Origin of the sequence: Pantoea sp. UBA4549, assembly GCF_002387285.1 — a bacterium.
Taxonomy (GTDB): Bacteria; Pseudomonadota; Gammaproteobacteria; order Enterobacterales; family Enterobacteriaceae; genus Pantoea; species Pantoea borealis.
In genome coordinates, this window is the sequence record NZ_DGLH01000012.1 from 105,625 (window position 1) to 130,738 (window position 25,114).

General features: G+C 56.7%; 27 protein-coding genes. 19 read left to right on the top strand and 8 right to left on the bottom strand.

From position 1 onward, the window contains the following. Nucleotides 1-4: 4 nt before the first annotated feature. Nucleotides 5-2,554, bottom strand: a complete 2,550-nt coding sequence (mrcA, locus tag B3041_RS12305) for a peptidoglycan glycosyltransferase/peptidoglycan DD-transpeptidase MrcA (RefSeq protein ID WP_292974409.1) — start codon at nt 2,552-2,554, stop codon at nt 5-7. Between the two features lie 153 nt (nt 2,555-2,707). Here mrcA and pilM point away from each other — a divergent pair, with 153 nt between their 5' ends. The 12 genes from pilM (at nt 2,708) to trpS (ending at nt 12,733) form a co-directional block, all read left to right on the top strand. Then, entirely contained in the window at nt 2,708-3,523 is an 816-nt protein-coding gene (gene pilM, locus B3041_RS12310; RefSeq protein ID WP_292974411.1) for a pilus assembly protein PilM, read from the top strand. Further along, nucleotides 3,517-4,059 carry a PilN domain-containing protein gene (locus tag B3041_RS12315; RefSeq protein WP_292974413.1) on the top strand — a complete coding sequence of 181 codons (543 nt, stop codon included), beginning with the start codon at nt 3,517-3,519 and terminating at the stop codon, nt 4,057-4,059. The genes pilM and B3041_RS12315 overlap by 7 nt, the downstream gene beginning before the upstream one ends. After that, on the top strand, nt 4,052-4,540 hold the full coding sequence (locus B3041_RS12320; RefSeq protein WP_065648566.1) for a hypothetical protein: 489 nt from the start codon (nt 4,052-4,054) through the stop codon (nt 4,538-4,540). Before B3041_RS12315 ends, B3041_RS12320 begins: the two co-directional genes overlap by 8 nt. Nucleotides 4,541-4,595: 55 nt before the next feature. Then, nucleotides 4,596-4,937 carry a DUF2531 domain-containing protein gene (locus tag B3041_RS12325; protein WP_292975232.1) on the top strand — a complete coding sequence of 114 codons (342 nt, stop codon included), beginning with the start codon at nt 4,596-4,598 and terminating at the stop codon, nt 4,935-4,937. After that, a complete protein-coding gene (gene hofQ / locus B3041_RS12330) occupies nt 4,855-6,114 on the top strand; it encodes a DNA uptake porin HofQ (protein ID WP_292974416.1) in 1,260 nt (419 codons plus the stop codon). Before B3041_RS12325 ends, hofQ begins: the two co-directional genes overlap by 83 nt. A 483-nt stretch (nt 6,115-6,597) precedes the next feature. Continuing rightward, nucleotides 6,598-7,119 (top strand): shikimate kinase AroK, encoded by a 522-nt coding sequence (gene aroK, locus B3041_RS12335; RefSeq protein WP_039380929.1) that lies wholly within the window; start codon nt 6,598-6,600, stop codon nt 7,117-7,119. A gap of 39 nt (nt 7,120-7,158) precedes the next feature. Then, the gene (gene aroB, locus B3041_RS12340) at nt 7,159-8,247 is read left to right on the top strand and encodes a 3-dehydroquinate synthase (protein WP_065648569.1); all 1,089 of its coding nucleotides are present in this window, start codon (nt 7,159-7,161) and stop codon (nt 8,245-8,247) included. Between the two features lie 120 nt (nt 8,248-8,367). Continuing rightward, entirely contained in the window at nt 8,368-9,399 is a 1,032-nt protein-coding gene (locus B3041_RS12345; protein ID WP_065648570.1) for an SPOR domain-containing protein, read from the top strand. Nucleotides 9,400-9,493: 94 nt separating this feature from the next. Further along, complete coding sequence (gene dam / locus B3041_RS12350) at nt 9,494-10,303, top strand: adenine-specific DNA-methyltransferase (RefSeq protein ID WP_065648571.1); 810 nt, start codon at nt 9,494-9,496, stop codon at nt 10,301-10,303. A 65-nt stretch (nt 10,304-10,368) separates the two neighbouring features. Continuing rightward, the gene (gene rpe / locus B3041_RS12355) at nt 10,369-11,052 is read left to right on the top strand and encodes a ribulose-phosphate 3-epimerase (RefSeq protein ID WP_065648572.1); all 684 of its coding nucleotides are present in this window, start codon (nt 10,369-10,371) and stop codon (nt 11,050-11,052) included. Beyond that, a complete protein-coding gene (locus B3041_RS12360; RefSeq protein WP_065648573.1) occupies nt 11,036-11,713 on the top strand; it encodes a phosphoglycolate phosphatase in 678 nt (225 codons plus the stop codon). The genes rpe and B3041_RS12360 overlap by 17 nt, the downstream gene beginning before the upstream one ends. 15 nt (nt 11,714-11,728) lie before the next feature. After that, complete coding sequence (gene trpS, locus B3041_RS12365) at nt 11,729-12,733, top strand: tryptophan--tRNA ligase (protein WP_065648574.1); 1,005 nt, start codon at nt 11,729-11,731, stop codon at nt 12,731-12,733. A gap of 90 nt (nt 12,734-12,823) precedes the next feature. Here the strand turns inward: trpS and tsgA are convergent, their stop codons facing one another. Continuing rightward, complete coding sequence (gene tsgA, locus B3041_RS12370) at nt 12,824-14,002, bottom strand: MFS transporter TsgA (RefSeq protein ID WP_292974421.1); 1,179 nt, start codon at nt 14,000-14,002, stop codon at nt 12,824-12,826. 260 nt (nt 14,003-14,262) lie between these two features. On the opposite strand from tsgA, the gene ppiA reads away from it, so the two are divergent. From ppiA to argD, 5 genes are all read left to right on the top strand, one after another. Next, nucleotides 14,263-14,835, top strand: coding sequence for a peptidylprolyl isomerase A (gene ppiA, locus B3041_RS12375; protein ID WP_065648576.1), 573 nt, complete (start codon nt 14,263-14,265; stop codon nt 14,833-14,835). Nucleotides 14,836-14,936: 101 nt separating this feature from the next. Beyond that, nucleotides 14,937-15,107 (top strand): YhfG family protein, encoded by a 171-nt coding sequence (locus B3041_RS12380; RefSeq protein WP_075050720.1) that lies wholly within the window; start codon nt 14,937-14,939, stop codon nt 15,105-15,107. After that, nucleotides 15,097-15,690: a putative adenosine monophosphate-protein transferase Fic gene (locus B3041_RS12385; RefSeq protein WP_292974424.1), complete on the top strand. Its 594-nt coding sequence runs from the start codon at nt 15,097-15,099 to the stop codon at nt 15,688-15,690. Before B3041_RS12380 ends, B3041_RS12385 begins: the two co-directional genes overlap by 11 nt. A gap of 41 nt (nt 15,691-15,731) precedes the next feature. Beyond that, nucleotides 15,732-16,307, top strand: coding sequence for an aminodeoxychorismate synthase component 2 (gene pabA, locus B3041_RS12390; protein ID WP_292975235.1), 576 nt, complete (start codon nt 15,732-15,734; stop codon nt 16,305-16,307). A gap of 87 nt (nt 16,308-16,394) precedes the next feature. Next, entirely contained in the window at nt 16,395-17,615 is a 1,221-nt protein-coding gene (gene argD, locus B3041_RS12395; protein WP_292974426.1) for a bifunctional acetylornithine/succinyldiaminopimelate transaminase, read from the top strand. Here argD and B3041_RS12400 read toward each other — a convergent pair whose 3' ends face one another. Next, a complete protein-coding gene (locus tag B3041_RS12400; RefSeq protein ID WP_065648580.1) occupies nt 17,616-19,691 on the bottom strand; it encodes a YccS/YhfK family putative transporter in 2,076 nt (691 codons plus the stop codon). It lies immediately after the preceding gene. A gap of 59 nt (nt 19,692-19,750) precedes the next feature. Then, complete coding sequence (gene crp, locus B3041_RS12405) at nt 19,751-20,383, bottom strand: cAMP-activated global transcriptional regulator CRP (RefSeq protein ID WP_000242755.1); 633 nt, start codon at nt 20,381-20,383, stop codon at nt 19,751-19,753. A gap of 290 nt (nt 20,384-20,673) precedes the next feature. On the opposite strand from crp, the gene B3041_RS12410 reads away from it, so the two are divergent. Then, a complete protein-coding gene (locus B3041_RS12410; RefSeq protein ID WP_039380892.1) occupies nt 20,674-21,078 on the top strand; it encodes an OsmC family protein in 405 nt (134 codons plus the stop codon). A 96-nt stretch (nt 21,079-21,174) separates the two neighbouring features. On the opposite strand, the gene B3041_RS12415 is transcribed toward B3041_RS12410, so the two are convergent. From B3041_RS12415 to B3041_RS12425, 3 genes are all read right to left on the bottom strand, one after another. Next, nucleotides 21,175-22,044, bottom strand: a complete 870-nt coding sequence (locus B3041_RS12415) for a phosphoribulokinase (protein ID WP_292975202.1) — start codon at nt 22,042-22,044, stop codon at nt 21,175-21,177. 61 nt (nt 22,045-22,105) lie between these two features. After that, on the bottom strand, nt 22,106-22,324 hold the full coding sequence (locus B3041_RS12420) for a YheU family protein (RefSeq protein ID WP_065648582.1): 219 nt from the start codon (nt 22,322-22,324) through the stop codon (nt 22,106-22,108). Beyond that, on the bottom strand, nt 22,321-23,343 hold the full coding sequence (locus B3041_RS12425) for a hydrolase (RefSeq protein WP_065648583.1): 1,023 nt from the start codon (nt 23,341-23,343) through the stop codon (nt 22,321-22,323). Before B3041_RS12425 ends, B3041_RS12420 begins: the two co-directional genes overlap by 4 nt. A gap of 60 nt (nt 23,344-23,403) precedes the next feature. Between B3041_RS12425 and B3041_RS12430 the strand changes: the two genes are divergently transcribed. Continuing rightward, nucleotides 23,404-24,006, top strand: a complete 603-nt coding sequence (locus tag B3041_RS12430; protein ID WP_065648584.1) for a LysE family translocator — start codon at nt 23,404-23,406, stop codon at nt 24,004-24,006. A 1-nt stretch (nt 24,007) separates the two neighbouring features. Here B3041_RS12430 and B3041_RS12435 read toward each other — a convergent pair whose 3' ends face one another. Then, nucleotides 24,008-24,988: a LacI family DNA-binding transcriptional regulator gene (locus tag B3041_RS12435; protein WP_292975206.1), complete on the bottom strand. Its 981-nt coding sequence runs from the start codon at nt 24,986-24,988 to the stop codon at nt 24,008-24,010. Nucleotides 24,989-25,114: the final 126 nt, after the last annotated feature.

A 25,114-nucleotide genomic window follows, 5' to 3' on the forward strand; every position in this document is an offset into this window, starting at 1 on the left:
GTTATCAGAACAGTTCGTGACTTTCGCCATTGTCCATAATGGTCGTGCCGACGTCGTGCACCGTATACTCCGTGGGCTGTGTACCGTTGATGAAATATTCCTGACGCGTATTGCCACCGCCGTTAGCCAGTTTACCGGTTGCACGGTCGATGGTAACGGTCACCACGCCATCCGGCGGCGTCAGTGGCTGCACCGGGACGCCCTCCAGCGCAGATTTCATGTAGTCATCCCACGCCGGCTGCGCGCTCTTGGCGCCGCCTTCATAACCGGAAATCTGATCCGGAATTGCTCCCGACACGGTTGAACGCCCCAGCGCGCGTGAATCATCAAATCCGATCCAGACCGACGTCACCACACCCGGACCATAGCCGGAGAACCAGGCATCTTTAGAGCTGTTGGTCGTACCGGTTTTTCCGCCAATGTCATTCCGCTTCAGATCGCGTCCGGCACGCCAGCCTGTACCCATCCAGCCGGGCTCGCCAAAAATATTGGAGTTAAGCGCGCTTTTGATCAGGAACGAGAGCGGCGTATTAATCACATGCGGTGCATACTGCTGATCGCCTGCTGGCTGCGACTGTGCCGGAACCTGCTCCAGCGCCGGCTTTGGCACCGACTGGTTCTGCGACTCATCAGAGGTGGCAACGTTCTCCACGCTCTCTTCATTCAGCGCGACTGACTTCCTGGTATCGCCGTAAATCACCGGCAGATTACACTGCGGACAGGCGATTTTAGGCCGGATTTCAAAAATTACGCCGCCCTGCTCATCCTCAATGCGGGTGATGAAATAGGGGTCAACCAGAAAACCGCCGTTTGCCATGACCGCATAGCCACGCGCCACCTGCAGCGGGGTAAATGAAGCGGCACCCAGCGCCAGCGATTCGGTATGAATAATATTCTGCGCCGGGAAGCCAAAGCGCTGCAGATATTCTGCAGCATAATCGACGCCCATGGCGCGCATGGCGCGTACCATCACCACGTTTTTAGATTCTCCCAGCCCCTGACGCAAACGGATAGGGCCGGCATAGGTTGGCGGCGAGTTTTTAGGCCGCCAGTCAGCGCCGGCACCGGCATCCCAGCGGGAGATTGGAACATCATTGAGGATCGAAGCCAGCGTCAGGCCACGATCCATCGCGGCGGTATAGAGAAACGGCTTGATGTTTGATCCCACCTGACGCAGCGCCTGGGTAGCACGGTTAAACATGCTCTGATTAAAATCGAATCCGCCCACCAGCGCACGCACCGCGCCATCTTCCGGATTCAGTGATACCAGCGCAGAGTTCACCAGCGGAACCTGACCCAGCCACCACTCATCGCCCACTTTACGCACCCAGATCTGCTGACCGGCCTGCAGCACCTGCGTAATGGTGCGCGGTGTCGGTCCCTGCAGCGTGTCTGATTTATAAGGCCGAGCCCAGCGCACGCCGGAGAGCTTCAGCGCGACCGTGCTGCCATCTTTCAGTAAGGCCGTGGCCTCCTGAGCACTGGCACTGGTCACCACTGCCGCATTCAGTGGTCCGTAGGCAGGCAGCGTTTTCAGCGTTTTCAGAATACGGGCCTGATCCCAGCTTGTCTCACCGACTTTCCATAACACGGTGGTCGGGCCGCGGTAGCCATGGCGCATATCATAAGCCATGACATTGTTACGTACCGCTTGCTGCGCCGCTTCCTGCAGGCGACGGGTTACGGTGGTATACACCTTGTAGCCGTCGTCATAGGCGCGGTCGCCGTAACGTTTCACCATCTCCTGACGCACCATTTCACTGAGATAAGGGGCAGAAAAAGCGATCTCAGGACCGTGATAGCTGGCGGTCAGCGGCGTATTACGGGCCTCTTCATACTGCTGCTGTGTGATGTCATTTTGATCCAGCATGCGCGCCAGTACTACATTACGGCGCGCCAGCGCCCGGCTGTGCGAATAGAGCGGGTTAAAGGTTGAGGGCGCTTTTGGCAGACCCGCGATCATCGCCATTTCACTCAGCGACAGCTGATCGACCGTTTTACCAAAATAGACCTGAGCCGCCGCGCCAACGCCATAAGCGCGATAGCCGAGGTAGATTTTATTAAGGTAGAGCTCAAGGATCTCATCTTTGCTCAGCAGCTGTTCAATGCGGATCGCCAGGAACGCTTCTTTGATTTTACGCATCAGCGTACGTTCAGGGCTCAGAAAGAAGTTACGCGCCAGCTGCTGAGTAATCGTACTGGCTCCCTGCGACGCATGGCCTGACATCAGTGCGATGCTGGCAGCACGAAAAATCCCCACCGGATCGACGCCGTGATGCTCATAAAAGCGGCTATCTTCGGTAGCGATAAATGCTTTGATCAGTTCTGGCGGCATCTGCTTCAGCGTCAGCGGTACGCGGCGTTTCTCACCATACTGGGCGATCAGCTCGCCCTCGGCGCTGTAAACCTGCATCGGCGTCTGCAGACGCACATCTTTCAATGTGTTCACATCGGGCAGCTGTGGCTCTATGTATTTGTACAAGCCATAAACCGTACCGGCTCCCAGCAAAATGCAACACACTGCAAGAATCAATAAATACTTTACGAACTTCACCTGAGAATTCCCATCTGTTGGCGTTTGGGCAGTTTATAAACAATCGCGCGGTAGTATAAAGGCAAGCCTGACGCTTTGATATACCCGTCATTTGTCTGTCATTCAGCATAGCCGGGTTTAGCGTTGACCTTTGATAATAAGGATATTGCGCATATGGCTTTTCAGCGCTGGCAAATTGGACTGGATATTCAGAACAGGCACCTGTGTGCGCTGGGTATTGAACGCCGTCGTCATGGCTGGCAGCTGCGACACTGGTGGCAGCAAGCGCTGCCGCACGATACGTTACGCAACGGTGTGTTGCAAAGCTCGCCGCTGTTACAGGAGATGTTAGCGGCGTGGCGGCGGCAGCTACCGGCGCAGTTCTCACTGCGCGTTGGCCTGCCGCCACAACTGGTGCTGCAGCGGACATTGCCGCTGCCTGGCACCACGCTGCGTGAACCCGCGTTAAATCGTTATGTCACTGCCGCCGCCCGCAATCTCTTCCCGATGGAAACCGCGCTGCTGGCGTTTGACTACCAGTGTGACGCTGCTGCAAACACGCTGCAGGTGACGGCTGCCCGGCGGGACGTGATGGCCCAGTGGCTTCAGCCGCTGCAGCAGGCCGGTCTTGAGCCTGACATCTTTGAACTGAGCACGCAGGCTCTGATGCAGGTCGCACAACAGCTGCCGCTTGCCCTGCATACGCTGCTGATCCACCCGACAGGCGATCACGCCTTCTGGGCGTTTAATGACGGCACGCTGCGCTGCGGGGCCGTTGCAGGGACGCTCAATGCAGACATCATTGCGCAGCTGTTTCCGCAGGTGTCCGATCAGCTTTGTACCTCCACGTCAGCCCCGACCGCGCGGCAGGCAAAGCTGTGCCTGCCGCTGTCACTATTACGCTATCAGCAGCCGCCACTGCCCGCACAACAGGGAGAGTTTACCCTGGCGCTGGGGCTGGCACTGCGTCCCGGAGACAGCGCATGCTAAGCGTTAATCTGCTGCCGTGGCGCGAACGGCTGTGGCAGAAACGCTGCCGGCAGACGCAATATCTGCTGGTTACCGCGTTAACGCTGCCGCTGCTCACTGCCCTGATCCTAGGAGGGTATAACAGACAACAGCTTTTTCAGGCAGAAAGCGCGACAGAGCAGGTCCGGCAGCAGCTGCTTACGCTGCAGCACCTGCGCACGCAGCAGCAATCACTGCTGCAGGCGCGCGACAGGCTGCTGGAGACAGAGCGTCAGCGACAGCAGGTAATGCGGCAATATCAGCACTGGCAACATTTCTGGCAGCAGCTGCCGGCGCTACTGCCGGAAGCGTTATGGCTGGAGCGTATTGAGCGTCAGCAGCTGCTGCTGCGGATAGAAGGGTGGAGTGACAGCGTGGCGGCGGTGAGTGAGCTGCGCCACCGGTTGCTGGCGCAGCCGCTGTTTGCGGCCGTCAGACAGAGGGCAATAGTCCGGCAGTCAGAGGGCAGATACCGGTTTACGCTGCAGGCACGACTGCGGGAGCAGCCCGGTGAATGAGCTGATGTGGCGCTATGTGCTGTGGCCTTTTGCCTGGCGTGCCGGTTGCAGCGTGCTGGTTGTCGCAACAATGCTGCTGCTGCTCTGGCTGCTGCAGCTGCGTCCTCAACACCAGGCGCTGGCACAGCAGCGGACAGCGCTGGCAGAGCTTACCGTGCAGCAGCGTCAGCTGCAGCAGGCGTTACATCCGTCAATAGACAGCCTTGCAACAGAGATCGCTAAGCTGCAGGCACGGCAGCGCGAGAGCGCGACAACGTCGTCGCTGGAGCAACTGGTGAACACGCGTGGCGCGCAGCTGCAAAACTGGCAGCCGCAGGCTCAGCCATCAGAACTGGTATTGCAGTTAGCCTGGCGTGAATTTATGCCGCTGTTTGGTGAGCTGGCCGGAACCGCGCAGCCGATACCGCAGCGTTTCTCACTGCGGTCCGGACCGCGTTTGCTGACGGCAGAGCTGTGGCTGGAGCCATCTGATGCGGAGTAGCGCACTGCTGTGTCTGTTGCTCTGGCATGGCGCCGCAGCGGCACGCGATCCTTTTATGCCTCTGATTACCCGCGCCTGCGAACCTGCCGCGGCAGCGCCGCAGAACTGGCGTCTGCAGGGCGTAGCAGGTCGTGCACCTCACTTCGTCGCCTGGGTGATATCTCCCGAGGGGAAAAGCTATCGGCTGGCGCCATCCTCCCCTTTTCCGGTTTATCCCTGGCAGGTCGCGGAGATAACCGCGCGTACGCTGACGTTAACCGCACCGCGCCGCTGTGTGCAGCAACAGATAGTCTGGACAATTAAAGGAGGCTTTTATGAAACGGATCGGGATGCTGCTGGGGCTTATGTTAAGCGCCCCGCTGCAGGCGCAGACAAGCACGCTAAGCCTGGTATTTGACGATGCACCGGTGGAGCGCATTCTGCAGGCGCTGGCGGACTATCAGCAGACTAACCTGCTGATTGCGCCCGGCGTTGAGGGCCGGCTGTCGCTGCGTCTGGAGAAGGTAAGCGCAGAGCATGCCCTGACGCTGATTTCACGTCTGGCGGACCTGGTGCTGGTAGAAGAGGAGGGGGTGCTGCTGGTTTATCCGCAAAGCTGGCAGCAGCGTCAGACGCAGCGGGTCAGGCAGGAACAGGAAGAGAAGCAGGCGCAGCGGACCCTGGAGCAGCGCACAGTTGCGCTGCATTACGCCAGCGCCAGCGACATTCATCGCAGCCTGCAGGGCGAGCCCTCTCTGATGTCAGCGCGCGGCAGCGTTACGGTGGATAGCCGTACTAACTCACTGCTGCTGCGCGATATGCCGCAGGTCCTGGAAAACACGACGCGCTGGATCAAAGCCCTTGATCGGCCGCTGGAACAGGTGGAGTTGCAGGCACATATCGTTACGCTGAACGAAGAGCATCTGCGCGAACTGGGCGTCAGCTGGCAGCTCTCACCGGCAGATGCGGTGGCGGCGACGCTGCGCAATCCGCAGCTTAGTCTGCCGCTGGCCGTCAGTGCGCCTGCACTGCGCGCCGGAGTGACGCTGGGAAAAATGAGCGGTGAATTGCTCACTCTTGAGCTGAGCGCGCTGGAGCAGGAGAATCAGATCGATATCATCGCCAGTCCGCGGCTTTTTACTGCGCATCAGCAGACCGCGACCATTAAGCAGGGCACCGAAATTCCGTATGAGGTGAAGTCAGGCAACAGCGGCGCGACGGCCATTGAGTTCAAAGAGGCAGTGCTGGGTATGGAGGTCACTCCCTCGGTACTGGGCAACGGCCGCATTCAGCTGCGGCTGCGTCTGAGCCAGAACATGCCTGGCCGCAGCCTGACGCTGGGAGAGAATCAGGTACTCAGCATTGAAAAGCAGGAAATTGAGACACAGGTGACGCTGCGTGATGGCGAAACGCTGGCGCTGGGCGGCATTTTTCAGCAGCAGCGCACGCAGAGTGAAAAACGCGTGCCGTGGCTGGGAGAGATGCCCCTGCTTGGTGCGCTGTTCCGGCAGCAGCTGCAGGAACAGAAAAAGCGTGAGCTGGTTATCTTTATTACCCCCAGACTGGTCAGGGAAGCAGCGCTTTCTGCCGGATAAAGCGGAAAATTCGTTCTGTAGTGCCGTGCGCGTTGACGCCGGAGAGGAATTAGCTTACAAGGTTTAGCGATTTTAAAACGGTGTAGCGGTACGCGGCAGGATAATCTTCCGACGGGCGTCAGTCACAAGCGATACTGGCGTCAAAAAAGAAATATGCCAGCATAAAGCGGGCAGCAGCAAGCAGATAAAGGGCAGGTTTCAGCGCTAATATCAGCCGATGATAAGCACCGACAACCCCCGGCCTGCGCAGCTGTAGCCCATTTCATGAAGGCACGTAAGGAAGAGCGTTACCGTCTCGCGAACCAAAGACCATACCTGTGTGCAGGTTGCCGGAGGCGATTTATTCGGTTGCCAAACGGCCATGAGTGTTGAGATAATTTTCTATCTGACTCTTGCTAATGCTTATGAGGTCTCAGTTCCTGTCCCGCCAGCAACGCGCTGAACGCGGGGTATCATCAACGAATTCTTAGTAATACCGACAAAATGGCAGAGAAACGCAATATCTTTCTGGTTGGGCCGATGGGTGCCGGCAAAAGCACTATTGGTCGTCAGTTAGCTCAGCAACTCAATATGGAATTTTTCGATTCCGATCAGGAAATTGAGCGACGTACCGGAGCGGATGTAGGCTGGGTATTTGATGTGGAAGGCGAAGCTGGTTTCCGCGATCGCGAAGAAAAAATCATTAACGAGCTGACCGAGAAACAAGGCATCGTACTGGCGACCGGCGGCGGTTCCGTCAAATCCCGTGAAACGCGCAATCGTCTCTCCGCCCGCGGCGTGGTTGTCTATCTGGAAACCACCATCGAAAAGCAGCTTGCCCGCACGCAGCGCGATAAAAAGCGCCCGCTGCTGCAGGTTGATGAACCGCCTCGTGAAGTGCTTGAAGCACTGGCAGATGAACGTAATCCGCTTTATGAAGAGATCGCTGACGTCACTATTCGCACTGATGATCAAAGTGCCAAAGTGGTCGCCAATCAGATCATCAACATGCTGGAAAAAAATTAATCCAGCATCCTGAGGGCTCAGCAACAGGTATCGGTCATCATGGAGAAGATCACTGTCTCACTGGGGGATCGTAGTTACCCCATTACCATTGCTGCCGGATTGTTTAATGATCCGGCTTCTTTTTGGCCGCTGAAGGCAGGCGATCGCGCCATGCTGGTAACCAACCAGACGCTGGCCCCGCTCTATCTCGGGAAAGTAGCAACGCTGCTGACTCAGGCGGGTATCCATGTTGATCAGGTGATTTTGCCTGATGGTGAGCAGTATAAAACGCTGACCGTCATGGATGAGGTCTTTACCGCGCTGCTGCAGAAGCCACACGGCCGTGACACCACGCTGATTGCGCTGGGTGGCGGCGTGATAGGCGATCTCACCGGATTTGCCGCTGCAAGCTATCAGCGCGGCGTCCGATTTATTCAGGTGCCCACCACACTGCTGGCGCAGGTTGACTCGTCAGTAGGCGGAAAAACCGCCGTCAATCATCCACTGGGTAAAAATATGATTGGCGCGTTTTATCAGCCCGCCTCGGTGGTCATTGACACCGATTGCCTCTCCACGCTTCCGCCGCGCGAGCTGGCGTCTGGCCTGGCAGAAGTGATCAAATATGGCATCATTCTGGACGGTGAATTCTTCCACTGGCTGGAACAAAATCTTGATGCGCTGCTGGCGCTGGATGCGCGCGCAATCGCCTGGTGTATTCGCCGCTGCTGCGAGCTGAAAGCAGAAGTGGTTGCTGCCGATGAGCGTGAAAACGGCCAGCGTGCGCTGCTCAACCTGGGCCATACGTTTGGTCATGCGATTGAAGCGCATATGGGCTATGGCAACTGGCTGCATGGCGAAGCCGTGGCCGCCGGTATGGTGATGGCCGCGCGAACGGCGCAACGGCTGGGGCAATTTACCGCCGCAGAGAGCGAACGCGTGATTGCGCTGCTGCAGCGCGCGGGCTTGCCGGTAACCGGTCCTGCTGAGATGACAGCGGAAGCGTATCTGCCGCATATGATGCGCGACAAAAAAGTAGTAGGGGGCGAACTGCGTCTGGTGCTGCCTCTCGCTATTGGTCGCTCTGAAGTGCGTGCCGGTGTTGCTCATGATATGGTGCTGGCTGCAATTAACGATTGTCGCAGTAACTGAGCGCGAAGGTAGCGTTCTGACAGCAGACCGTCATAGACCGCTGCGGCAGGCAAGTTCAGGCTGAAGAAGAACGTTGTGATACGGTGCGTCGGACGCGTGCCGTTTTACGGAGGAGGCGAGATGGATGAGTTCAAACCGGAAGATGAGTTAAAACCTGATGCCAGCGATCGCCGTCCCGCGCGATCCCGTAAAGCGTCTTCTGCGCCAAAAGCCAAAGCGCCGGTCTCCCGTCAGCATATGATGATGGGAATTGGCATTCTGGTGTTGCTGGTTCTGGTGCTGGGCATTGGTTCAGCGCTGACCGGGCCGGATGATAAACCGGCGGCTAACCGTAACAGCGGCAGTGCGGCGACATCTGGCGGCAGTGAAAAACATATCGATCTCTCTGACTCCACCTCCATGAGCGGCCAGCAGACAGCGGCACCAACGGCTGAAGGCAGCGCGCCGCAGGATACCACCCAGCCAGCAGCAGGCGGTGAGGGACAGGCGATCTCAATGCCTTCCGTTTCATCTACGCCAACGCAGGCGCAGGTAACAGAGGCGCCTGCGAATCAGCAGCGCGTCACGTTGCCGGGCGATCTCAATAGCGCGCTGAGTAATCAGCAGGGCCCGGTAGACGCTGCGGCGCAGGGTGCACAGGGCGGCTCATCTCTGCCCACCGCGCCGGCTACCGTAAGCGGTAATGCTGGCAGCACAGCAGCAAAAGCGGTTACGCCGCCAGCTGTGCGGGCGGATAACGCGCCGCGTGCCAGCAGCAATACTTCACGCTCAACCGCATCCGGGAGCAGTCATAAATCTGCGGCTGCGGCAAAACCGTCTGCGACCCGAGAGAGCCAGACCCACACCACGGCAGCTCACAACCCGCCTGCCAGCAGCGCCAGTAAGTCTTTGCCTTCAGGTGGCAACTATACGCTGCAGCTGAGCGGGGCATCGAAGCAGGAAAGCCTGACGGCGTGGGCAAAAAAACAGAATCTGAGCGGTTATCACGTGTATAAAACCACACGTAATGGTCAGCCCTGGTACGTGCTGGTCAGCGGCGCTTACGCGACGCCTGCCGAAGCAAAAAGGGCTGTAGCTGCACTGCCTGCTGAAGTACGTGCGGTCAATCCGTGGGTAAAACCGCTGAGCCAGGTTAAAAAAGAGAGTCAGTAAATTGATGTGGGGCCTGCTACTGCGGCCCCGTTTAAGCGCAGATCTGCTGTCGGTTTCACCACAGCTACAATGAAGATGTAATAACCACGACAGCATGAAAAAAAATCGCGCTTTCCTGAAATGGGCCGGTGGGAAATACCCACTGCTTGACGATATTCGTCGTCACCTGCCACAAGGTGACTGTTTAGTTGAACCCTTTGTGGGCGCCGGTTCCGTATTTCTCAATACCGATTATGACCGCTATCATCTGGCGGACATCAACGGCGATCTCATCAATCTTTACAACATCGTCAAAACGCGTACGCAGACCTTTATTGCGGATGCGCGTCAGCTTTTTACGCCAGAAGGAAACAGCGCAGAGCATTACTATGCGCAGCGGCTGGCATTTAACGCCAGCCGCGATCCCTACCAGCGCGCCGTGCTGTTCCTCTATCTGAATCGTCACGGTTATAACGGCCTGTGCCGCTATAATCTGCGCGGTGAGTTTAACGTGCCTTTTGGCCGCTATCGCAAACCCTATTTTCCGGAAGCTGAACTACTCTGGTTTGCAGAGCGCGCGCAGAAAGCGACCTTTGTCTGTGAATCGTACGATGTTACCCTGAACAGGGCTGCTGCAGGTTCAGTGGTCTATTGCGATCCGCCCTATGCACCGCTGTCGGCAACGGCCAACTTCACGGCCTATCACACCAACAGTTTCAGCCTGCGCGAGCAGCAGCATCTTGCTGAGCTGGCCGGGAAGCTGGCACAGAGCCAGATACCGGTCCTGATTTCCAATCACGATACGCTGCTGACCCGGGAGTGGTATCAGAACGCGGATTTACATGTAGTAAAAGCCCGGCGTTCTATCAGCCGAAGCATAAGTGGTCGTACGCAGGTGGACGAACTGCTGGCGCTTTTCCGCTAGCCTGTTTCGTCCGCGACCAACGCATTACGTCAGTTGAGGCTGGCGCACAACATTGGGAGAATCGGATGAAACAATTTTTACTGGCCCCTTCAATTCTTGCCGCTGACTTTGCCCGTCTGGGTGAAGATACCGCCAAAGCACTGGCGGCAGGCGGCGATGTCGTGCATTTCGATGTGATGGATAATCACTACGTGCCCAATCTGACAATGGGACCCATGGTGCTGAAAGCGCTGCGTGACTACGGCATCACGGCACCGATTGATGTGCACCTGATGGTAAAGCCAGTGGACGCACTTATCCCGGAGTTTGCTAAAGCGGGTGCCAGCTACATCACTTTCCACCCGGAAGCCAGTGACCACGTGGATCGCACCCTGCAGCTTATTAAAGAGCATGGCTGTAAGGCGGGCCTAGTATTTAATCCGGCAACGCCGCTGAGCTACCTTGACTATGTGATGGATAAGCTGGATATCATCCTGCTGATGTCAGTTAATCCTGGCTTCGGCGGCCAGTCATTTATACCGGGCACGCTGGATAAACTGCGTGAGGCGCGCCGGCTGATCGATCAGAGCGGCTATAACATCCGGCTTGAAGTGGATGGCGGCGTGAAGATTGACAATATCGGACAGATTGCCGCCGCCGGTGCGGATATGTTTGTTGCCGGTTCAGCCATCTTCGGTCATCCCGATTATAAAAAAGTCATTGATGAAATGCGCACTGAACTGGAGAAAGTCAATGGCTCATTTCACTGATATCCGCGCGCTGGCGTTCGACCTCGACGGCACGCTGGTGCATAGCGCACCCGGTCTGTCACAGGCGATCGACCGGGCGCTGGGCGATCTGCAGCTGCCGGCACCGGGTATTGAACGCGCGTCCACCTGGATTGGTAACGGCGCCGATATCATGATGGCGCGCGCCCTGACCTGGGCGCTGGGCCGTGAGCCGCATGCGGAAGAGCAGCGTGATGCACGCGCCTGTTTTGATCGCCACTATGCTGACACGGTTGAGTCTGGCAGCACGCTATTTCCGCAGGTAAAAGAGACGCTGCTTGCACTGCGCGGGCAGGGGTTGCCCCTCGCTATCGTCACCAATAAACCGACGCCGTTTGTTGCTCCGCTGCTGGCATCGCTCGGCATCAGCGACTGTTTTTCACTGATCATCGGCGGTGATGATGTTGCGGTGAAAAAGCCGCACCCGGCCGGCATCTTCCTCGTGCTGGGGCATTTTGGCGTACTGCCGGGAGAGTTGTTGTTTGTCGGGGATTCGCGCAATGATATCCTCGCGGCACAGGCTGCCGGTGTACCGAATGTCGGTATGACATTTGGCTACAACTACGGTGAGTCCATTACCACCAGCCAGCCCGATTTAACTCTCGACACTTTTAGCGAACTTCTGCCCGCACTCGGGCTGTGATTATCAGGATATAACATGAGCAAACCCATCGTTTTCAGCGGCGCCCAGCCTTCAGGTGAACTGACCATTGGCAACTACATGGGTGCGCTGCGTCAGTGGGTGCAGATGCAGGATGATTATCACTGCATTTACTGCATCGTCGATCTGCACGCGATCACCGTGCGTCAGGACCCGGCCACGCTGCGTAAAGCGACGCTGGATACGCTGGCGCTCTATCTGGCCTGCGGCATTGATCCGGAAAAAAGCACTATTTTTGTTCAGTCGCACGTGCCGGAGCATACGCAGCTGAGCTGGATCCTGAACTGCTACGCCTATTTTGGCGAGCTGAGCCGTATGACCCAGTTCAAGGATAAATCTGCCCGTTATGAAGAGAACATCAACGCCGGTCTGTTTGATTACCCGGTACTGATGGCGGCCGATATTCTGCTGTATCAGACCAATCAGGTGCCGGTAGGCGAGGATCAGAAGCAGCATCTGGAGCTGAGCCGCGATATTGCTGCCCGCTTCAATGCGCTCTATGGTGACGTGTTTAAGGTTCCGGAGCCGTTTATCCCGAAATCGGGCGCACGCGTGATGTCGCTGCTGGAGCCGACGAAAAAGATGTCGAAGTCGGATGACAACCGCAACAACGTTATCGGCCTGCTGGAAGATACCAAATCGGTTGTGAAAAAGATCAAGCGGGCGGTCACTGACTCCGAAGAGCCGCCGGTGGTGCGCTATGATGTGAAAGAGAAAGCGGGCGTCTCTAACCTGCTGGATATTCTCTCGGGCGTTACCGGCAAACCGATTCCGGAACTTGAACAGCATTTTGAAGGCAAAATGTACGGACACCTCAAGGGCGAGGTTGCCGATGCGGTATCCGGCATGCTGACTGAACTGCAGGCGCGCTATCATCACTTCCGCAACGATGAAGCGCTGCTCAATCAGGTAATGCGTGACGGTGCTGCCAAAGCGCGTGCGCATGCGCAGGAGACGCTGAAGAAGGTGTACGACGCCGTCGGTTTCGTCGCACAGCCGTAAACCAGCGCGGATGACATAAAAAAGGCGAGCCAGAAGGCTCGCCTTTTTATTAGGTCGCATCTGCCGCGGGAGACGGCAGTGCCGGAATCATCAGTGGGTCACATGACCGTGCTGACGGTGCTTTGTGACAAAGCCGAGCAGCACACACATGACAAACACCACGGCATAAAGGCCGTTTGCGGTAGAGAGCGCTGCATGCGCGCCACCTTTGGCCACGATCGGGCCGGTAACCACAAAGGTCAGCATGGTGCCGACGGTGCCACAGGTCAGGATAAAGTTAACCAGTTTAGGGGATGCCGCTTTGGTCTGCAGCGATCCCAGCGTAATGATGGTGGTATAAATTGCGCTGGAGAAGAAGCCAAGCGCCATAATGATCCAGTGCAGCATGCCCGCCTCCCGGGAGGAGACAAACCAGTACATGAGGCCGGTAGCCAGCGCAGCCAGCACCATCAGAATGCGCTGCAGGTCAAAGAAGCGCAGCAGGAAGCTAAACGCCCACATACCCACCATGTAAGCGGTCCAGAAGTTACCGACCAGCTGGCCGGCAGAGGCGATATCCATGCCCATCGATTTGGTTGCGTACTCCGGTACCCAGGAGATAAAGCCCAGCTGACCCAGAATATAACAAAGCGCAGCGATGGAGAGGAACAGCACGCCCACGCCCCATTTCTCTTTTTCTCCGCCCTGAACGGCCGCTTCGCTTTTAAGCACCGGAAACTCCACCATCAGCGTCAGCACGAAAATAGCCAGATAGATAACGCCAATGCAGGCATATACCCAGTACCACGGCAGCGCACGCGCCAGCAGGACGCCAGCAATGATCGGGAATATCGTCCCTGCCATGCTGAAAAATGAATCTGTAAACAGCAGGCGTGAACCACGCTGACGGCCATCGTAGATATGGGCGATCAGGAAGGTACCTATCGACATGGTAATGCCGCTGACCACGCCCAGAATAAACATGCAGAGGGAAAAGATCTGCAGATTATGGCTGGTCATCAGGCCCGCAACCGCCAGAATCATCAGCACGAAGCCAAAAATCAGCTGGCGTTTCAGCGGCACAATGACCATCAGCCAGGCGTTCAGGAAAACGGCAACCAGAATGCCGGCGTTAAGAAAAGTGAAGGTGTTGCTCATCTCTGAGATGGGCAGCTGGAAATATTGCGCGATATTATCCAGCACCATACCGGTCACAATCACCAGTGCGCCAGTGAGCGCATAAGAGAAAAAGCTGATCCAGGTAAGGCCGATGCGATTACGGTTTGTCATGTTCATAACCTGTGGGGGGACGATGAAGCGAAAGTGTCATGAATTGTAAATGGAACTGTGATCTTAATAAACAAGGAGTGAAATAAGCTACGCAAATTTCATGATATGTGTGATTTCAATCACGCAAATGATTGCGCAGCGGCAAAAGTATGACGTTTGCAACATTCGGGTAAATATAGGTAAAACGCTGGCTCTTGTATTACATGCTCTTTACAATCAATTCTGTTTTTTAAGCCGATCTCCAGGGTAAGGACTCTTCCATGCTTAAACGTACTTTGACAGCGGCGCTCGCCCTGTTAGCACTCTCTTCCGTATCTGCTTCTGCACTGGCTGCAAAAGGGGATACACATGTACTGCTTACCACGTCGGCAGGCAACATTGAACTTGAGCTGGATAACCAGAAAGCGCCGGTTTCAGTAAAAAACTTTGTGGATTACGTTAATAACGGTTTCTACAACAACACCATTTTTCATCGTGTGATCCCGGGCTTTATGATCCAGGGCGGCGGCTTTACCACGGATATGCAGCAGAAGCAGACCACTGCGCCAATCAAAAACGAAGCTGATAACGGGCTGCGTAATCTGCGCGGTACCATCTCTATGGCGCGTACCGCTGAGAAAGACAGCGCAACCAGCCAGTTTTTCCTGAATGTGGCTGACAACGCTTTCCTGGATCACGGACAGCGCGACTTCGGTTATGCGGTATTTGGTAAAGTTGTGAAAGGGATGGATGTGATCGATAAGATTGCCCAGGTCCCGACTAAAGACGTGGGCCCGTATCAGAATGTACCGGCAAAACCGGTTGTTATTACCGCCGCGAAAATCCTGCCTTAATCTGTTTCAGCGTCGCCTTTAGCGTGACGCCGCTGACCGCGCTCCGGCAAAGCCAGAATTTGCTCTTATACTTAGGGCAAATCCTGTCAGCCGGAGGCGCTATGCCGCAGAAACTCACTGAAAAACAGAAAGCCACTTTGTGGCTGCAGCGTCGTGCTGCCAGCTATCAGGCCAGCTGCAGGCTGTCTGGTTATACCCTGACTGAGCCTGCTGTGACCGCTGAGACAGCGGAAGATCGGCTCACTTCGCTGAGGAGGCAGTATGGCGGATAATTCACTGGCGGTACGCGATCCCTACCTATGGCACAACGACGATGTGCTGAAAAACCGACTGGAAATTCATGATGCCGCGCAGCTGCGCAAGGCGGAGCTGGCGTTCAGCGCCGCGCGGCTGGCGACGCTGGATTTAGGTCCGCGCATACCGGGCCTGCCGCGTTTACGTCATATTCATCGCACGCTGTTTCAGGATCTCTACAGCTGGGCGGGCGAGCTCCGCACCATCGATATCTGGCGCGATGAGACCCCTTACTGCCACTGTGAATACATTGAGAAAGAGGGCAATGCGCTGATGAGCGCGCTGGAGGAAGAGCAGGGGCTGGCCGATCTGGATGCGGACGCCTTTGTTGCCCGTCTGGCGCACTACTATTGTGAACTCTATGTGCTGCATCCGTTCCGGGCAGGCAATGGACGCGCTCAGCGTATCTTTTTTGAGCAGCTGGCGCTGCACGCTGGCTATCTGCTGGAATGGGATCGGCTGGAACCGGCGCCGTGGCGGGACGCAATCCATGAAGCGGTCGCCGGCGATCTTACGGCACTGACCGCACAGCTGACAAAAGTGGTAAGCCCGGCGCGATAAAGTGCGTAGAATAGCGGCGGTTTGATCGACCTGAGGTCATGATGCTGCTGCTGCTTGATAACTACGACTCTTTTACCTGGAATCTTTACCAGTATTTTTGCGAGCTGGGCGCGCAGGTGCGCGTCGTGCGCAACGACGCCATTTCGCTGGCTGAGATGGCGGCATTACCGCTGAGCTATCTGGTCATATCGCCCGGCCCCTGCACGCCCGATCAGGCGGGTGTTTCCCTGGATGCCATTCGTTATTTTGCCGGCCGGCTGCCGGTGCTGGGGGTCTGCCTCGGACACCAGGCCATCGCGCAGGCGTTTGGCGGAAAGGTAGTACGCGCGCGTCAGGTGATGCACGGGAAAACCTCTCCGGTACGCCATAACGGAGAGGGGGTGTTTCGCAACCTCGCTAATCCCCTTACCGTTACGCGTTATCACTCGCTGATTGTGGCGAGTGAATCGCTGCCTGACGCATTTGAGATCACCGCCTGGAGCCTGCGTGATAACCAGCCTGATGAAATCATGGGCTTTCGTCACCGCACGCTGCCGCTGGAAGGCGTGCAGTTTCATCCGGAAAGCGTGCTCAGCGAACAGGGCCATCAGCTGCTGAAAAATTTCCTTGAGCGCTAACTTCCGTTTGCCATTCTGTGATTTTTTATGCATATTTCGTGATTATAATTTCATTTTAAATCACCTAATAACCGGATGAGGTCAGCAATGGCAGCGGAAAACATAGCGGTAACCCGGGAGACGTTTGATAACGTTATTTTGCCTGTTTATGCACCTGCGCAGTTTGTGCCCGTAAAGGGCAAAGGCAGCCGCGTCTGGGATCAGCAGGGTAAAGAGTATATCGACTTCTCTGGCGGTATAGCGGTCACCGCGCTGGGCCACTGCCATCCGGCACTGGTAGAGACGCTGAAGCGCCAGGGCGAAACCCTGTGGCACACCAGTAATGTCTTTACCAACGAGCCGGCGCTGCGTCTGGCGAGTAAGCTGATTGCCGCCACCTTCGCCGATCGCGTATTTTTTGGTAATTCCGGTGCGGAAGCCAACGAAGCCGCGTTCAAGCTGGCGCGCTACTACGCCTGTAAAAAGCACTCCCCGTTTAAAAGTAAGATCATCGCGTTTCATAATGCTTTCCACGGCCGTACGCTGTTTACCGTCTCCGTTGGCGGACAGCCTAAATACTCTGACGGTTTCGGTCCGAAACCGGCGGATATTGTCCACGTTCCGTTCAACGATCTGGCAGCGGTAAAAGCTGTGATTGATGATCATACCTGCGCGATTGTGGTGGAACCGATTCAGGGTGAGGGCGGTGTGATGCCGGCAACGCCGGAATTCATGCAGGGGCTGCGTGCGCTGTGTGATGAGCATAACGCGCTGCTGGTGCTGGATGAGGTGCAGAGCGGCATGGGGCGCAGCGGCAAGCTGTTCAGCTATGAGCACTACGGCATTCAGCCTGATATTCTCACCACGGCTAAAGCGCTGGGCGGCGGTTTCCCAGTCAGCGCGATGCTGACCACGCATGAGATCGCATCCGTTATGGCGCCTGGCGTACATGGTACCACCTATGGCGGTAACCCGCTCGCCTGTGCGATTGCAGAAACCGCGCTGGATATCATTAACACGCCAGCGGTGCTTGCCGGCGTGGAAGCCCGGCGGCAACAGTTTACTGACGCGCTGACGGCGCTGGATCGTGAGCTGGGCCTCTTTAGCGAAATTCGCGGAAAGGGTCTGCTGATGGGCGCGGTACTGAAACCGGAACATGCCAGTAAAGCCCGCGATATTCTCAATGCGGCGGCGGCAGAAGGCGTGATGATCCTGACCGCCGGCAGCGATGTGATCCGCTTTGTGCCCTCGCTGGTCATCGCACCGGAGGAGATTGATGCCGGTATGACGCGGTTTGCTGCCGCACTGCGCAAGGTTCTCGCGGCCTGACTATCCTTTCGGACGGATAGCCCGCAGCCAGCGGCCATGATGCGGCCGCTGGCTCCACGCCAGAGATGAGATGGTGTGCATGACGCTGAGATGCTGCAAAATGCGTTTAACATGCTGCTCGACAATGGTCACCGGCCCTTCATGCAGGTTTTCCGGCGCCTCCATCACATTGTTCTCACTGCCCGGTCCGTCGTAAGTCAGCCGCTGCTGGCAGCGCTGCAGCGCAATTTCGCACGACTGCAGATAGCGCTCTGCCAGCGCCGGCGTCAGCATGGTGTGCTCACGCGCCAGGATGGTCATGGCGTTGATATGCTCCACGATGAACTGACTGTGCGTTACCCAGAGTCGCATATCCTTCAGATACTGCGCGTTGAAACCGGGTTCGCTGGTCGCCTGATTCAGCGCATTGAACAGCGCGTTATGTGCCTGATTCACCTTTACCCGCTGATAAGCCAGCTTTTCCGGCGAGTGTTCCGGCCCCAGCAGCATGCGCAGCGCCTCCTGATAGGCCTCCAGCGCATCGTGCGCATTCTGCCGCAGCAAACCGCTCTGCCACTGCGGCCATAGCCAGATCATACCGGCGAATGCAATCAGACATCCCATCAGCGTATCCATCATGCGCGGCAGCAGAAACTGAGCACCGTTCAGCGACAGCAGCTGCAGTGAATACACCGCCGTCACGGTAAAGCCAATCATCGACCAGCCATAATATTTGCGCGTCACCAGATAACTGGCCAGCGTGATGGCCAGCATAAACAGCAGCGCGATCGACTCCGGTACGGCGAAACGCAGCGAGGCGGCGGCAATCAGGAGTCCGGCAAAGGTCCCGAGCGCCCGGTGCTGAATGCGCACGCGCGTAGCGCTGTAGCCGTTCTGACTGACAAACATAATGGTCATCAGGATCCAGTAGGGCTTGGGAATATTGAAAAACAGCGCAATAAAGCTGCCGAACATCAGCATAACGGCAAAGCGGGCTGCGCTGCGCAGGGCGCCGGACCTGAACGACAGATAGCTGCGCAGGGCGGGCAGCAGCGGCAGACGCCGCTGGCGATCGGCCATCAGGTCGCGCGTATAAAGCGGTTTCTGAGTGCGCAGCACGCGGGCGATACGGCTGAAATGATAAAGACAGAAGTGACCAACCGGATTATCCGGATGCTGCCGCGCTATCTTTTCCAGCGCGCTGAGCGGCTTTTCCATCTGAAAGCGGGCGGGCAACTGATGATAGAGGATGGCATCCGCCAGCAGCCTGAGCTGTGCCGAAATGGTTTTTGCATTCCAGCGGATAACGGCTTCGGCATGACTCTGCTCGACCAGCTTCTGCACTTTCTCCGGCTGGTGCAGGCTGACAGCGATGTGCTCCTGCAGATCGAGTGCCACCTGGAAAGCACGCGTCAGCCGCTTATGGCTGTTGTCGCGACTGGCAGAGAGCATATGCATCTGCTGATAGCAGGTGGTGATCAGATCAACTGCTTTCTGCTGACGCGCCAGCAGCGGTGGCAGCGCTTTCTCCGGATCGGTCAGCTGCGTCAGCAGGGTATATTTGGCATCGCAGTAATCCGCCAGTTCACGATAGAGCAGGCTCAGCGTTTCACGCATCGGCTGCTCTTTCCACAGCCAGTACCAGAACCAGTTAAACAGGCCATACCAGAACGTGCCGCCAATATAGAGCAGCGGCGGCACCCAGATCGGCATGCGTCCTGCCAGACTCAGCGTAAAAATAGCGGCAATCAGCGTGCCGGGCAGCAGACGTCCGTGCAGCGGGCTGATTTCGCCCGTCACGCCAATAAGCAGCGGCAGCACCAGCATAATAAGCGGCAGCGGGATCGCGGCGTCAGTGAGATACTGGATCAGGAAACTGCCGGTGGCGAAAAGCGTACCGCCCACGATCAGACGTTTGAAAAAACGTTTATGCGGCGTATCAAGGCCGGCAATATTGCAGCAGGCGGGCACCAGCGAGAACAGCAGGCCTTTTTGCAGATCGCCACACAGCCATCCCAGCGCGACAGGCAGGCACAGCACCAGCGTCTGACGCAGAGCGTAGTTGACTTCGGGATGGTAGATGATTCGGCGCCACATCAGCTTATCGCAAACAGAAACGGCGTGATGGTGCCATCACGCCGTGGGGGTGAAACAGCTTAGCGGGTGCCGTAGACGACGATGGTTTTACCGTGTGCGGAGATCAGATTCTGATCTTCCAGCATTTTCAGGATGCGGCCAACGGTTTCCCGTGAGCAACCCACGATCTGACCAATCTCCTGACGGGTGATTTTAATTTGCATACCGTCAGGATGCGTCATGGCATCCGGCTGTTTAGCCAGATTAAGCAGCGTCTGTGCAATGCGGCCGGTAACGTCCAGGAAGGCCAGGTTACCCACTTTTTCTGATGTCACCTGCAGGCGACGTGCCATCTGCGCCGACAGGCGCATCAAAATATCCGGGTTAACCTGAATCAGCTGACGAAATTTTTTGTATGAAATTTCAGCAACTTCGCAGGCTGTTTTCGCACGCACCCAGGCACTGCGCTCCTGGCCCTCTTCAAACAGGCCGAGTTCGCCGATGAAATCTCCCTGATTGAGATAGGAGAGGATCATCTCTTTGCCTTCTTCATCTTTAATCAGTACCGCAACGGAACCTTTAACGATGTAGTAGAGCGTTTCTGCTTTTTCACCCTGATGAATCAGCGTGCTTTTGGATGGATATTTGTGAATATGGCAATGGGACAGGAACCATTCGAGTGTAGGGTCTGTTTGCGGTTTGCCGAGAACCATTCGCTATTATCCTCTATTGTAATCGTGCCCAAAATACAGGGGCATTCATTCCCTGTCAGGCGATGAAATCGTCCAGCGCGTCCTGTTAATAAAAATTATCCGGGCGGATGTGTAAGCTCTGCTTTTGATTCTGCCCGTCTTCATCAGCCACGACGAAGAAATTTTCAGCTCTGTTTGTAGCACAGCTTTTGCAGGCTGTCTTGTGTTGTCTCGCTTCAGCAGGCGGGCGATTGCTGTTTGCCGGATGAACGCGTACTCTGGCGCAAAACGCCGCTTCAGGAGAAAGAATAATGCAGGCACGTGTAAAATGGGTGGAAGGGCTGACCTTTCTCGGAGAATCCTCATCGGGACATCAGTTATTAATGGACGGGAATTCAGGCGATAAAGCGCCAAGCCCGATGGAGATGGTACTGATGGCGGCCGGTGGCTGCAGCGCGATTGATGTGGTGTCGATCCTGCAAAAAGGGCGCAATGATGTGGCTGACTGTGAGGTCAAACTCACCTCAGAACGGCGTGAAGAAGCGCCACGTATTTTTACACAGATTAACCTGCATTTTATCGTCAGTGGAAAAGCGCTGAGCGAGAAAGCGGTAGCGCGAGCGGTTGACCTGTCGGCAGAAAAATATTGCTCGGTGGCGATCATGCTCGGCAAAGGCGTGGAGATCACCCATAGCCACGAGGTGGTTGAGCTGTAACAGGCGCCGCTGCACGTCCCTCTGTACCCGTGAAACAGGCTATGCAGGGTCGCCATTCATGGCGACCGATGTTACGCCGACTGGCAGGCACTGACCCTATTCAATCCGCTTGCCTTCGATGAGCCGCTGCACCAGCGGCATCATAATCAGCTCCATCGCCAGCCCCATCTTGCCGCCCGGTACCACCAGCGTATTCATATGCGAAATAAACGATCCCTGAATCATCGCCAGCAGATAGGGGAAAGCGATGCCTTCCAGGCCGCGAAAATGGATCACCACAAAACTCTCATCCAGTGAGGGGATCTCGCGGGCGGCGAACGGATTGGAGGTATCAACGGTCGGTACGCGCTGAAAGTTAAGGTGCGTGCGGGAAAACTGCGGCGTAATGTAATTGATGTAATCTTCCATCGACCGTACCACGGAATCCATTACCGCTTCGCGCGAGTGGCCCCGTTCGCTGGTATCGCGCACCAGTTTCTGGATCCACTCAAGGTTAACGATGGGCACCACGCCAACCAGCAGGTCAACATGCTCTGCCACGTTATGCTGCTGTGTGACCACCCCGCCGTGCAGGCCCTCATAAAACAGCACGTCGGTGTTTTCCGGCAGCGGCTGCCAGGGGGTAAACGTGCCCGGTACCTGATTCCACGGCACCGCTTCGTCATAGGTGTGCAGATATTTACGCGACTCTCCGATGCCGTTTTCACCATAATGCCGGAACGTCTGCTCCAGCAGGCCAAAATCATTGGCGTCCGGACCAAAATAGCTGATGTGACGGCCCAGATCGCGCGCTTTACGGATCGCCATATCCATTTCCGGCCGGGTATAGCGATGAAAACTGTCGCCTTCTACTTCGGCCGCATGCAGCCCCAGCTGCTGAAAAATTTTACGGAAGGCAAGGCTGGTTGTCGTGGTACCGGCGCCGCTGGAACCGGTAACGGCGATAACGGGGTGTCTGGCTGACATACGGGTGCTCCCTGTGAGATCGGGCGATGAGCATTGTTACCATGAATTATCCGGCAGCGCATCAGCCACGAAACTCGCGCCGCGGCATAATATTGACCGTTTCATGCAGCTCAGACCAGACCAGCACCACCTCGCCCTGCTGCAGCTGGCGGCGCACGTCAGCGACTTTCTGCGCCAGGCTACGCTCCTGCTCACCGTAGTCAGTGCCTTCGCGCAGGACAAAACTTTCAATCAGGTTTTCCAGCGTTGTTACTTCCAGTTCCTGCCACGGAATAATCACAATTGTCCATCCAGATAAGTTGAGAGCCACTCCGGCACGCGCTGCTCCAGCCACATATGGGGTTTAAGCAGGCTGCCGCCGACAAAGCCAACGTGTCCACCCTGCTGCGTCAGCTGGTACTCAATTGTGGCAGACAATTGCTGCGGCTGCGGGATCACCGCGTCTGTCATAAAGGGATCGTCTTTGGCGTGAATGATCAGCATCGGCTTGCGCACGCCGGTCAACAGCGGCAGGGCGCTGGCGCGCTGATAGTAATCGCTGGCGTCGAGAAAACCGTGCGCGCGGGCGGTGATCGCATCGTCAAATTCGCGCAGACGACGAAACGCGCGCAGCTGCAGCACATCAACCGGCAGCGTGCCGGGCCAGGCGCGCAGTTTGCGCATTGCATTCTTTTTCAGCTGCGTCAGCAAATAATGCTGATAGAAGCGGGAAAAGCCGATATCCAGTTTTTCACTGCAGGGCGCCAGCGCCAGCGGCGCGGATATCGCCACGGCTGCATCCAGCGGTGCCTCGTTGCCCTGCAGGCCGAGTAAGCAGGCGAGCATGTTACCGCCCAGCGATACGCCCACCGCCGCCGTCGGCACGCTGCCCCATTCCCGCCGCAGCCAGTGCAGGAAATAGGTCGCGTCTTCGGTTTCACCGGAGTGATAAATGCGCTGCAGCCGGTTAGGTTCGCCGCTGCAGCCGCGGAAGTGCATGACCACACCAAGCCAGCCGCGCGCTTTACACGCCTGCATCAGACCGTGTGCGTAAGGGCTGCGAAAGTGGCCTTCAAGCCCGTGGAACATCACCATGCGCGGTTTGTGTTGCGCCCGGGCCGGATCCTCGCTCCAGGCGAGATCGACAAAGTCGCCATCCGGCAGCTCCAGCCGCTGCCAGTGGGGTCTGAGCGTGACGCGCCGCCGCAGCAGGCGCGGCAGCAGGGTCTGCAAATGCGCATTGCCGAAGCCGCGCAGCGGAACAAAAGGATTGCCGGTGACGCAATCTAAATAACCAGGGATAGTGCTTGTCTGATGCATAACTCGCTGATAGCTTCGATGGGTTGTCTGCTTTTAAGGATGAGGAGCATCCGGATACTCATGGAACTCAGTCTTTTTTTGTCGATGTTAGGTTTTCTCTGGGTCGCGGCCATCACGCCGGGGCCCAATAATATGTTACTTACGGCCTCAGGTGCTAATTTTGGCTTTCTGCGCACGCTGCCGCTGCTTATTGGTATCATGCTGGGTATGCAGGTGATGTTGCTGATGGTGGCATTTGGTATCGGCGGCCTGATTCTGCTCTACCCGTCGCTGCATCTGGTGCTGAAGATTGCCGGCAGTCTCTATCTGCTCTGGCTGGCGTGGAAAATTGCGACGGCCACTTATGAGACGCTGGAAACCGAAGATCGCTCGGTAAAGCAGATGCCCTTCTGGCAGGGCGGACTGCTACAGTTAATTAACCCTAAAGCCTGGCTGATGGCGCTGGGAGCGATAGCAAGTTTCAGTCTGGCGGGGGCAGCCTATCAGCATTCCGTGGTGGCGATCAGCATGGGGATGGCGCTGGTGAATCTGCTATCCGGCCTTATCTGGATGGGATTTGGTTCACTGATTGGCCGCCTGCTGCACAGCCCGCGCGCCTGGAAACTGTTTAACCTGGCGATGGGCGCCCTGACCGCTGCCTGTGTGCTGCTGATCTGGCGCTAGGTTAGCTGGATGCGCGCTCCAGACGCTGCCAGGGGAGCACTTCGTGCACGATAGCGGTATGCGGCTGGCGAATGCGGTTCAGCAGTAGCTGCACGCTGCGGGCACCCATCTGATTCATCGGTTGCGCGATGGTGGTCAGCGGCGGATTCAGGCTACTGGTAAACGGAATACCGTCAAAACCCACCACGGCCAGATCCTCCGGTACGCGCAGCCCTGCTTCCAGCGCCGCGTGAATAACACCCACGGCCAGCACATCTGACACAGTAAAAATGGCGTCGGGCGGAGAGGGCTGTGCCAGCAGCGTATGCAGCGCGGCGCTGCCCGCTTCGCAGGAGATATCTTCCGCATACGCTACGCGATTCCACGTCATATTCAGCGCTGTCAGCGCCTCGCGGTAGCCGCTTTCACGCTGATGTGAATAGAGATAGCGCATGTCGCAGTTGACCAGCGCAATCTGTTTTCGGCCTTTTCCTGCCAGGTACTGCACCGTCTCAAAGGCCGCCTGCCGGTTATCAATGGTCACGCTGGATGCATTAATAGAGGGATCATATTCGGCGCACTGCACCCACGGCGCATCGCCAATCAGATCTTTTAATCCCTGCAAACAGGCGGCGGCATCCATGGTGATCACACCATCAACGACCTTGCCGGCCAGCAGCGCCAGATAAGCGGTTTCACGTCGCAGCTGAGAGGCGCTGTTGCAGAGCAAAATATGATAACCCTGCGCCTCTGCCTCCGCTTCAATCCCCTGTACCACGCGTGAGCAGAAGGGATTGGTAATATCTGAAATCAGCACCAGCAGCATGTTGCTTTGCGCCGTGCGCAGCTGGCGCGCCAGCAAATTAGGCTGATAGTCGCATGCGCTGATCGCCGCCAGCACTTTGCTGCGCGTATCGGGGCGCACGCCGGGGTGCTGGTTCAGAACCCGGGAAACGGTAGCTTTTGATACGCCTGCCAGGCGTGCGACTTTTTCGATGGACATAGAAATAACAACCGCCAGTCAGGTGAGGAAATCAGGAAGAGATCAATAACACAGTCAGGATGTGAGCGCCTGACAAATTTGTCACCGTTTCTGTCCGGCCTATTTGCTTTTTTTGCATAGCCTTGC